The sequence below is a fragment of the Methylobacterium sp. J-067 genome (assembly GCF_022829465.1).
Taxonomy (GTDB): domain Bacteria; phylum Pseudomonadota; class Alphaproteobacteria; order Rhizobiales; family Beijerinckiaceae; genus Methylobacterium; species Methylobacterium litchii.
On record NZ_JAKSXZ010000061.1, the window covers coordinates 16,359 to 26,004 of the forward strand.

Sequence of the window (9,646 nt, forward strand, 5' to 3'; positions counted from 1 at the left end):
AAGCGCCTAGCGGCCTTGGAGGCGGCCCGAGCAGGGGCGGCATTCGGGTATCGCCCCAAGAACGCTTAGAAACATTGAAGCCCTAGCGAACAAGCGGCAGTGGATAGCGCGCTGCCACGCCACGGTTCGGCATGGCGTGCTGCGCCTCAACCGGCCCCCGATGACGGCCGAAGGATGGGTGGCCGCACACGTCACTGCGAATTGATCGGAACGCTCAGGGCCTGGGCTCAACCCATAAATGCCGAGCGGATAGTCATCTGCCTTTCTTTGGGGCCGCCATTTGTTAGCGGGTTGCCGATTTTAACATAAGGTGTAGCGCAGGTTCGTGGTTCAAGTTGTCAATTGCGCACGCTGAGCGCAAGCGTGACAGATAGACGAACATATTTTCATTTTGGGAACTGTCAGTGAATGCTTCGCCCTGGTTTGTTGCTATTGGTGCGTCCGGAGGTGATGGCCTGGAAGATATAAAAAATCTACTGGCCGCTCTTCCATCACCAATTCGGGCAGTGATCCTCGTTGTACTTCACAGATCTTGGGACAAGCCGAGCAATCTAAAGTTTGTGCTAGAACGGGCCTGCTCGCATCCGGTCGTGATCGCCGAGGAAGGCGATAAGTTCCATCAGGGTACCGTTTACATCGGCGAGCCCACGCAGCACCTTACCCTTGCGGCACGCAGCATAGGTGAGATTGTACAAGATCCAGATCGCTTGCACGGAAATCGAACTGTCGATCTTCTGTTCCGCTCAGTGGCCTTGTACGGTAATGCCCGGATAATCGGTATTGTCTTGTCCGGATCACTGGATGATGGGTCACGCGGCCTCGCAGCAATTCATGAAGCAGGTGGCCTTACAATGGTTCTTACGCCTGACCAAGAACCGTATCGAGGTATGCCTAGGAACGCGATCAACTACGATGGTCCAATCGATGTGATTGGTAGCCCACAGGTAATCGCCGCCGCAATCGCTGACGCCATTGCAAATGGATAAATCCGACCAATGGTGAGAGGTCTAAATTTGACCCAAGCAATGAAGGTAGCGATGTCTGCTACTGTAAATCGCTATTCCAAAGCAGACTGGCAAAAATCCACCCAAACCAGATCATCGACCGAGTTTCCCCTAGCATCGCATTGAAGGTGCCGCCGAGACCCGAGACTAGCGCCGGAGGCAGTTATCGCGCGGCTCGCAGTGGTAGGGGGGGCGTGGCGTGTGTAGTTGTTCGCCACAGCGTAGATCCGAAGCCGAAGGGGGATGAGGCTACCGACGGATGGGCGGACCTGTTCGCCAAGGAATGCGACGAGGCCCACATCAGTAAGCGTAAGCTGTCACCACATAGCAACAATCCACCAGGATCGAATTGCCCCCTCTTGTCCAGGAACAAGCTACGCCGTATCGCAGAACGCGAAAACATCAATCATAACATCAGTTTATTACAGTTCTAAACAGAGCGGCGGCCGTCGGAAGATCACTTTCGCGAATGGCATCTGCTGCCTGCGCTGGGGCTTGGGGCGCGTCTCGACATGATCATTCGAAACTCACATAGGGGGGCCATTCGCACCCTCGCTCTTACGGGTGCATCGCTTTTCGTTCTGCAAGCTATGGCTGGCGGCACCGCCTTTGCGCAGCAGGCGAACACGCCGAACCGTGGTGTTTCTGCCAATGGCGGTAGCGTGCAACTCGATGAGTTGAGCGTCGAGAGTCGAAGTGTTGGGGATCGCTACGGCCCGGTTTCGTCCGAACGGCCAGGACCTGGGCAGCCCGAGAACCCAAACGGACCGATTGATGGCTTCGTGGCCAAGCGTTCCGTCACAGCCACCAAGACCAATACGCCATTAATCGAGACGCCACAATCAATCTCGGTGATCGGCCGCCAGCAACTCGATGCGCAGAACGCGCAGAACTTGGCTCAAGCGACACAGTATGTCGCCGGCACTTATGCGAGCCCATTCGGGTATGATACTCGCCTAGATTACTTCCTTCTGCGTGGTTTCAATGCCAGCGACTACGGCTTGTATCTGAATGGCCTGCAAACGCTGAACTATGGCTTCGGATACTTTCGATACAACACCTTTGGCCTGGAACGTGTCGAAGTCCTGCGCGGTCCAGCCTCCGTGTTGTTCGGTGCAGGCTCGCCTGGCGGTATCATCAATCAGGTGAGCAAGCGTCCGACTTACGACCCCTTTGGTTACGTTGAGGTCGGTGGTGGCTCTTATGGCCAGAAGTATGCCGCTTTCGATTTCGGTGGCCCTGCTGATAAAGAGGGCCATTGGTTTTACCGCCTGACCGGTTATGGTCGTAACGGTGGAACACAGATCGACGGCTTGCCTGACAACAGCTTCTCCATCGCACCAAGCTTCACTTATAAGCCTGATGGCGCAACGACCCTTACTGTGCTTACGGCAGTCCAACGTGATACCACTGGGGTGTCGGCGAACTTCCTACCATACTTTGGTTCAGTACGTCCTCAAGCGTTGGGCTTGCGCATCCTGCGGTCCACAAACGTAGGCGATGCCAACCTAAATACTTTTCAGCGTGATCAGGCATTTCTCGGCTATCAGTTCGAACACGTCTTCGACGATACGTGGACCGTCCGACAAAACTTACGATATTCCTTTGGAGAGAGTTACCAAAACTCATTCATTGCTAATGGATACGATACTACCGACACCACACAGACTCAGCTTTCACGCTATCAGTTCCTAGTCAAAGACCGAGTCAATATCTTTCAAGTGGACAACCAGGCCGAAGCTAGGTTCTTCGACGGTTTCTTCCGACACGATGTACTTATGGGACTTGATTACAAAGATTATCGCCTGAGTGATAATCAGGGAACAAACTTCGGTGCTAATCCCTTCTACACTGTCCCGAACCTAAATATTATCGCGCCAACTAATGGTTTTGCAGCTGGTACGCCAGGACCGTATCTCGTCAACTTCGATACGTTCAAGCAACTTGGGATCTATCTACAGGATCAGATCAAGCTAAATGACCAGCTCACGCTCTTGCTTGGCGGCCGACAGGATTTTGCTGACAACCGAGTGACCGACAAACTCAACAATGGGCTTACCAGCAATGGTCGCAGCGACAATGGCACCACTTATCGTCTCGCCTTAATCTATAATTTTGATTACGGACTGGCACCCTACGTCAGCTACTCGACGTCATTCCAGCCACAGCTAGGCACCGACATCAGCAATCAGACATTCAGGCCGGAGACTGGTAAGCAGGTCGAGGGTGGTGTGAAGTTCGAACCGCCAGGTCAGGGTTACTTTCTGACGTTGGCCGGTTTCGATATCCACCGCAAAAACACTCTGACCGCCGATCCATCGAACCCATTCTTCCAAGTTCAGCTTGGTGAGGTGCGCTCAACCGGCTTCGAAGCACAGCTTCAGGCCACCGTTCTCGACGGCCTAAATGTGGGTGCCTCATACACGATCTACGGCCTCACGACGGAGCGTGACAGCAATCCAGCGTTGCTCGGCAAGGTGCCGGTGAACGTTCCGGAGAACTTCGCCAACGTGTTTGTCGATTACACCATCCCATTCGGCGAACTGCGTGGGTTTGGTTTTGGTGGTGGCGTGCGTTACGTGGGACGTTCGTTCGCCGATCAGGCCAATCTGTTTCGTGTTCCTGATTATGTCTTGTTTGACGCACAGGTGCACTACAATTGGGATCGTTGGCGCTTTCAGGTAAATGCTACCAACATCGCGGACCGCCGTTTCGTGTCATCGTGTCAAACGACTAATGCATGCTTCTACGGCCAGGCGCGACAGGTACTTGCTAGCATCAGCTATAAGTGGTGAGATGTCGCTAACTCAGCCTAAGCGGCTGTGACGACCCAACAGGCAGGCGGCTCTTCAGCTGCCTGCTAATCCGGTGGCTGGTGCTGGGACCTCCAGTTGCGGTCAACCCTAAGACCTCGTCGCTTGCCCCGTGAGCGTGTCATGGCGACTGGATCAAGTGCGCGAGCTACGTCGGGCCAACCGGCCTCCGAAAGTGCGGCTAGCAGAGAGAACCAGAATGGCCGGTGACGCCACATGCTGAAGCGGTTGTAGATAGAGCTGTGCGAGCCGTAGGCCCTGGGACAATCGGGCCATCGGGTTCCTGTCAACGACACGTAGACGATGGCCGATAGAACGCTTCTATCATCAAGATGATGATGCGAACGGTGCGGCAGATGAGGCGCTATAACGGCCCACTGCTCATCGCTAAGCCAATATAATTTGATTTGGCTAGACATGCGTAACTAAAATCCAGGTCATCTCTCATCGGTCTTAACTTAGCATGGAACAACCGAGAGGTGGCCGGGCAAGCTCATCGTGCGCCATAAGCGGCTCCAGACATGACCTGATATGGCCCTATTGGATCATAGAAGCTAGAGAAACCCGCTCCCCGAATGCCCCTTGAAGGCGTTCGCCCGGCGAATGTACCCCACGACGGTTCGCGGATCCCGGTGGCCTGACTGATCCATGATCCTGGCGAGATCCGCGCCCCGCTCCGCTGCGGTGGTGATGTAGCCAGCCCGCAGGGAGTGCGCACCGAACGTCGAAGCGTCGAGCCCAGCAGCGGTGCAGTACGCCTTGATGATATTGGCGACGGCTTGGGTTGTAAGGCGACACCCTAAGTTCAACTTAGCCCCGTCGCCTGCCGCAGGGGTGTCCCCAGACGTGGGGAGACCTCGCACCCGCCCCGACCGTGACACCGGTCGGAACACAGGCCCTTCGGTTATGCCCGCCGCGTCGAGCCATTCGCGGACGAGACGTACAGGCTCGATGAACTGGCCGCGTGGAATGGCCTTTTCGAACCCCCGTCCTTCCTGATCCACCTTCGACCGGCGGACCATGACCCGCAGACCTTCGGGATCGTCGCGGAGGTCCGCCACATCGAGGGCGACAAGCTCGCTCCGGCGGAATGCCCCCGCGAAGCCGAGTGCGAGCAACGCGCGGTCGCGCTTGCCTGCCAGGGTGTCGGGTGTCCGCATCAACAGCGCAGCCAGGATCTCGGCGGTCGCGGCAGCCTTCTGGCGAGGCGCGACACCCACCCGGCGCCGGATCCCCTTCATAGTAGCGCGCACGCTCTCGTCATCCGTAGGGTCTGCCACGCCGGCCAACTTGTGCGCGTAGCGGATCGCGGCCAGCCGCCGGCCGATGGTGGACGCCGACCGCCCGGCCTCAGCCTCGTGGACGAGGAAGCCCGCGACCGCCTCCGCGCTCGTCGGTAGCGACCGGAACCCGTACTGCCGGCACCAGTCCTGAAAGACCCGCGCGTCGCCTGTGTAGGCTTGCACGGTCGCGTCTGCTTTACTCGCACGCTGATAGGCACGGACGATGGCAGCAGCTTCAGTCGAAAGCCTCTGAGATCCTTCGGTTGTGATCAGAGCAGGTGGGTTGGCCGTCATGGCTCTTCGTCTGACTTCTCAAGAATGATTGCTACCAGCCATGCGAGCATCAGAACCGTGTCCATGGCAAACAGCAGGCGGTTGACCCACAGCATCTCTTGCGAACGTGCGAGGGCGTTCCAAACGGTCCCGATGATCGCGCACCATGTCGCGATCCAAACCAACAGGGCGTATTGAGGTCCGGCTCTCACGGTTGGAGCAATCCGCTGAGGGGCAATCGTATCGTGCACCTTGTTTGCCCCCAGCCCACGACGGTCAAATATAGCCTCGGCTTCACTTGCTCACCACGCTTACGGTCCTGCCGGCGCGATACTTTCGAGAATGACGCTTATCGAAAGTTACACGGGAGCAGTCACGGGAGCAAGCTGGCGGGTGAGCTTGATAGCAAGATTGTGAGCGAGGAAGCGATCACCGGATCTCGCACACAAAATCACTTCAGAGGAGAAGTTCCGCTAGGAGCTACCGCGGGCGCAGTAGGCTTCGGCGCCTCCGAGACTGAGGCGGGCATGAAGCTGGATGAGACTGTCCACATACCGGCGGCGGCGCAGCCATATGCCGTAAAAGCTAAGGCGACAGCAAAGAAACGGAAAATGTTGGCGCGCCTTACGCATTTTTTGTCAGACGCAAAGAACGGTCTTTGATATGAGCGCACCCCTTCGTCCCATGCTCTCAAGAAATAGTGTTGAGATATCCAAGAAGCACCTGTAGCGACCCCCGCTGTCAGCAAACCTAGGCCGAATATCCGCATCCCGAGGATAGCGCCATTTGTGATAGGTTGGCGCCCCGTGCCGATAAAGGCCAGCATCGCGGCAGCGGCGCCACCGTTGATCAAGGCCGGAGCTTTTAGCGCCTCAACGGCAAAAGCCATGGTGGCGGGGAACATGGCGAGTAGGCCCTTATCCGCCCGCTCGTGCTCGCGGAGAGCATCGGCGATCCTCGCAGCATACGCCTCAGGCGTCTCAGGAGACTCAGGAATGTTGTCACTCATTCGCTGTCCTCGAATGCCGTTATCTTGATAGCAGGCAATCTCGTGGTCTCAATCACTTGCTATGCCGAGCCACGAAATCGCGGATCGCTTCCTCGCATATCTCTTGGATGGTCCGTTCCTGCTCGGCCGCGATGACCTTGAGGCGCTTGCGCGTCGCGGGGTCGATCCGGGTGAGGATCTGAACGCGAGGGTCCGTCTTCATCCTCGCCGGCTTGGGGCTCGCCTCCGTCGCAATTGAAGCAACCGGCGCCGGGGCGCTCGGCTCAGGAGACGCAGGGGGGCTCGGCGTCGCGGGTGGGTCCTTGCGGGCGAAACGGTTGGCGAGGCTGTCGAGGGTCGGGCGGGGCGGCTTGCTCATCGTGTCGTCTTTCGGGTGGCCAGCGCCGTTTCGATTTCCTGCCATAGCGCGGCGACCTCGGCCGCAGCCTTCCCGCCCGGCTCATGCTCATTGACTGTCGAGCCGGTCAGGATCGCGTGAGACATCGCCACCCTGTTCGCTAGGACCGATGCGGCGACTGTCGCACCCATGTGTTCCAAGGCGGCCCGCGCCTCCGTCACGATAGCGGGCTCGGCCGCGCCAGTCCTAGGCGGGGCGTGATTGATGACCGCGAGCGGCGCCTTTCCGACGCGCTGCGCCAAATCGAGCGTCGAGGCGACCGCCGCCAGATCCAGCGGGCCGGGCCGTGTCGGTACCAACACGAGGTCGGCCGAACGCATCGCGCTCAAGATCGAGTCCTCGGCGTGAGGGGGCGTGTCCACAATGACCCGCCCAAAACCCTCGGCCCTGGCCGCTTTGATCAGGCCGGTTAGCTCGCGGGCGTCGGCTTCAATCAGGCGAGGCTCATCCGGCCCCCGCAGGCGGTGCCACCAAGCGAGCGACCGTTGCGGGTCCGTATCAATGAGGAGCGCGGGACTGTCAGGCGTCGAGGCCAGAACCGACAGATGCATGGAGAGCGTCGTTTTGCCGACGCCGCCTTTCCTAGCGGTGATCGCGATGACCTGCACGTCAGTCCCCCTATCAAGCCATCAAGCTCGGCAGCAATCGGGTTCGCGAGCGATCCTGTCAACGAGTTTGCGCGGGGGCTCGCCATCCTGAGATCGCGCGGGCTTGAGAGCGAGACCGCGAGAATTCGAGATAGCAAGTTAACTAGCGTTCTTGCTCGCGATGTAGCCCCCGCATATCCACGGGCATCTGCCGTGGCACGGCCGGAATGCGCAGAGCCGGGCGAGCCTCAATGATGGAGCCGCCCGGCGACGCGTCGCCCTACTTCGCTCCCCCACCCCCTGCTTTCCGAGCCGCCTCAGTCGCGGCCGAGAATGGCGCCGCTTCGAGAAGGGCTTCCAGGTCGGAGTAGCGGATGACTGTCGTGGCCCCGACCTTGCGGGCTAAGAGATGCCCGTCAGCTATCAGTTGGTAGATCATCGACTTGCTGATGCCGAGCATCGTGGCAGCATCCTTCGGCCTGTAGGCCAAAGGGGTCAGTGGCTCCGTCGTCCGCACCCGATCCATAGCCTTGCCTCGGCCCTATCTCCCGCCGCCCTTGGCGAACTCCCACACCGGCACGCCCCACACCTGCCCGGCCTTGTTTCGGTAGGCGGACCCCCTCGCGGTTACGATCCGGGTGGCCTCGATGCCATGCACCGCATCGCCCCCGATCATTAGCGCCCCGCAGCAGTCGATGCGCAACGTCCCGTGCTCCGGGTGAACCGCGAACAGTTCGGCCGCCGTCCATCCCAGCCGATGCGCTTTGGCGCCGAGCCGGTCGCAGAAGTCGATACCGCTCTCGCGGATCGCGGCCCACTTCGCCGGCACGAGGTAGCGGCAGGGCGAGGCGTGCGGCGACAGGTTGTCGAGCGCGGCCCGCCAGCCAGCGACGGGATCGGGGAGGGGGGCGACACTGGATGACATACGGCCGAGCTACCGGAAGCGTCTTAACGCGCCGTACGCCAAGACCGCTTACCGCACTAATCCGCTCACCATCGCCAGCACTCCACATCCGAACGATATGACGGCGGCGACGAGCAATGCACGATCAATGGCGCGACTGGTGGCGTCGCGAGCCGGGTCAGACATCCCTGAAGCTCCCGTTGGCCGGAAGCTGAAGAACGCGTGTTTCTGACTTGTGAAGGGATGTCACAGGCTCGTGAACGTCACTTCGGACGCACGGTCACGATCTGGTCGCCGCCGCCCGCTTTGGCGTCTCCGGGATGGAGACGAAGCCCCGTAAGCTTCCTCGACAGGCGGCGGCGATATAGCCTAGCCGATGACCTGTCGGTTGCAATCCACTTCAGCGACACGCGCGGCGGCGCGGCATCGTGTTGCAGAAGCTACGCGACTGCGCCGACGAGGCCGCGCGGTTGCCCTGCGCTGCTCTGAAGGCGCTCGGGTGAGGGTGGAGCCCGGTCGCTAGAGGCAGTAGGCACCGGTCGGGTTAATGATCCGTTGGTGGACGAGCCATGAGAGCGCAGGCGGATCCACCATGCTCCCGCTGCCCTATCTCGGCCGGTATGAACGAGCCATCCGCTGCTGAAGCCCTTACCGCCCAGGATGCCGCCGACGCCTTGATCGCGCTCGGCTGGCCAATTCAGCCGCATGGGCCTGACATGGACGGTTGGCTCGTCGGGGGCGCCCTCATGACCGATGGCGATCTGCTGGCGCTCGCAGTCTACAACGGCATTCGACCGCCGCATGAGCGGGTGCATTAGGCCGTGGCAAAGGAGTTATGCCGGACTGTCGGCCAGTTGCGTGAGGAAGGGATCATCACTAACGACGAGATCACAGCTGCGGTCGAGGCTTACCTCGCGGATCCGAAGGCGCCACCATTCGAGTTCGAGAGTGAACACGTCCTTTACGTAGCGAGGGCTGTGCACGCGTACCGGCAGACGAGAGAGGCAATGACAGTTCGGGACGTCACGGAGGTCCACCGCCGGACGATAGTGCGCACCGCTGTGATCCTGGCAACGCCTACGGACAGATGAGCACGCAGCCCGATCAGCCCCTCGATCCGGTCGAGGCCCTGAAGCACATCCGGACGATCATTGAGGCCACGGCCGAACGGGTCTACGGCACGCCAGCCGAGGCAACGATTTGCGAGATCCGCAACATCCTCGATAGGGCTCTGCCGCCACGCCCGCGTCGGGGGCCTTACCGGCAGCAATGATCCCACCATTACGCGGCAAGCAGCTCGCGGCCCTGCGAGCCATCGCGGCGACGCCCGGCGGGCTCCGATTGAAGGCTTACCGGAGCGCGATGCCTTTGTTGGA

At 59.7% G+C, this 9,646-nt stretch carries 12 protein-coding genes; 4 read left to right on the forward strand and 8 right to left on the reverse strand.

Annotated elements, in window-relative coordinates:
• The first annotated feature begins 404 nt into the window (after window positions 1-404).
• Window positions 405-986, forward strand: a complete 582-nt coding sequence (locus MKK52_RS06910; RefSeq protein ID WP_243953089.1) for a chemotaxis protein CheB — start codon at window positions 405-407, stop codon at window positions 984-986.
• Between the two features lie 530 nt (window positions 987-1,516).
• Window positions 1,517-3,799: a TonB-dependent siderophore receptor gene (locus tag MKK52_RS06915; RefSeq protein ID WP_243953090.1), complete on the forward strand. Its 2,283-nt coding sequence runs from the start codon at window positions 1,517-1,519 to the stop codon at window positions 3,797-3,799.
• Window positions 3,800-3,864: 65 nt separating this feature from the next.
• Here MKK52_RS06915 and MKK52_RS27225 read toward each other — a convergent pair whose 3' ends face one another.
• The 8 genes from MKK52_RS27225 to MKK52_RS06950 all read right to left on the reverse strand — a co-directional run bounded on the left by MKK52_RS27225 (window position 3,865) and on the right by MKK52_RS06950 (window position 8,291).
• The gene (locus MKK52_RS27225; protein WP_409564628.1) at window positions 3,865-4,236 is read right to left on the reverse strand and encodes a transposase; all 372 of its coding nucleotides are present in this window, start codon (window positions 4,234-4,236) and stop codon (window positions 3,865-3,867) included.
• 135 nt (window positions 4,237-4,371) lie between these two features.
• Window positions 4,372-5,394 (reverse strand): site-specific integrase, encoded by a 1,023-nt coding sequence (locus tag MKK52_RS06920; RefSeq protein ID WP_243953091.1) that lies wholly within the window; start codon window positions 5,392-5,394, stop codon window positions 4,372-4,374.
• The gene (locus tag MKK52_RS06925; protein ID WP_243953092.1) at window positions 5,391-5,624 is read right to left on the reverse strand and encodes a hypothetical protein; all 234 of its coding nucleotides are present in this window, start codon (window positions 5,622-5,624) and stop codon (window positions 5,391-5,393) included. The genes MKK52_RS06920 and MKK52_RS06925 overlap by 4 nt, the downstream gene beginning before the upstream one ends.
• Window positions 5,625-5,824: 200 nt before the next feature.
• Entirely contained in the window at window positions 5,825-6,382 is a 558-nt protein-coding gene (locus MKK52_RS06930; protein WP_243953093.1) for a hypothetical protein, read from the reverse strand.
• Window positions 6,383-6,434: 52 nt separating this feature from the next.
• Window positions 6,435-6,740: a ribbon-helix-helix domain-containing protein gene (locus tag MKK52_RS06935; RefSeq protein WP_243953094.1), complete on the reverse strand. Its 306-nt coding sequence runs from the start codon at window positions 6,738-6,740 to the stop codon at window positions 6,435-6,437.
• Entirely contained in the window at window positions 6,737-7,387 is a 651-nt protein-coding gene (locus MKK52_RS06940; protein ID WP_243953095.1) for a ParA family protein, read from the reverse strand. Before MKK52_RS06940 ends, MKK52_RS06935 begins: the two co-directional genes overlap by 4 nt.
• 259 nt (window positions 7,388-7,646) lie before the next feature.
• On the reverse strand, window positions 7,647-7,892 hold the full coding sequence (locus tag MKK52_RS06945; protein ID WP_279597675.1) for a helix-turn-helix domain-containing protein: 246 nt from the start codon (window positions 7,890-7,892) through the stop codon (window positions 7,647-7,649).
• 15 nt (window positions 7,893-7,907) lie between these two features.
• Window positions 7,908-8,291 (reverse strand): hypothetical protein, encoded by a 384-nt coding sequence (locus MKK52_RS06950; RefSeq protein WP_243953097.1) that lies wholly within the window; start codon window positions 8,289-8,291, stop codon window positions 7,908-7,910.
• Window positions 8,292-8,890: 599 nt separating this feature from the next.
• Between MKK52_RS06950 and MKK52_RS06955 the strand changes: the two genes are divergently transcribed.
• On the forward strand, window positions 8,891-9,088 hold the full coding sequence (locus MKK52_RS06955) for a hypothetical protein (protein ID WP_243953098.1): 198 nt from the start codon (window positions 8,891-8,893) through the stop codon (window positions 9,086-9,088).
• 269 nt (window positions 9,089-9,357) lie between these two features.
• Entirely contained in the window at window positions 9,358-9,543 is a 186-nt protein-coding gene (locus tag MKK52_RS06960) for a hypothetical protein (RefSeq protein WP_243953099.1), read from the forward strand.
• Window positions 9,544-9,646: the final 103 nt, after the last annotated feature.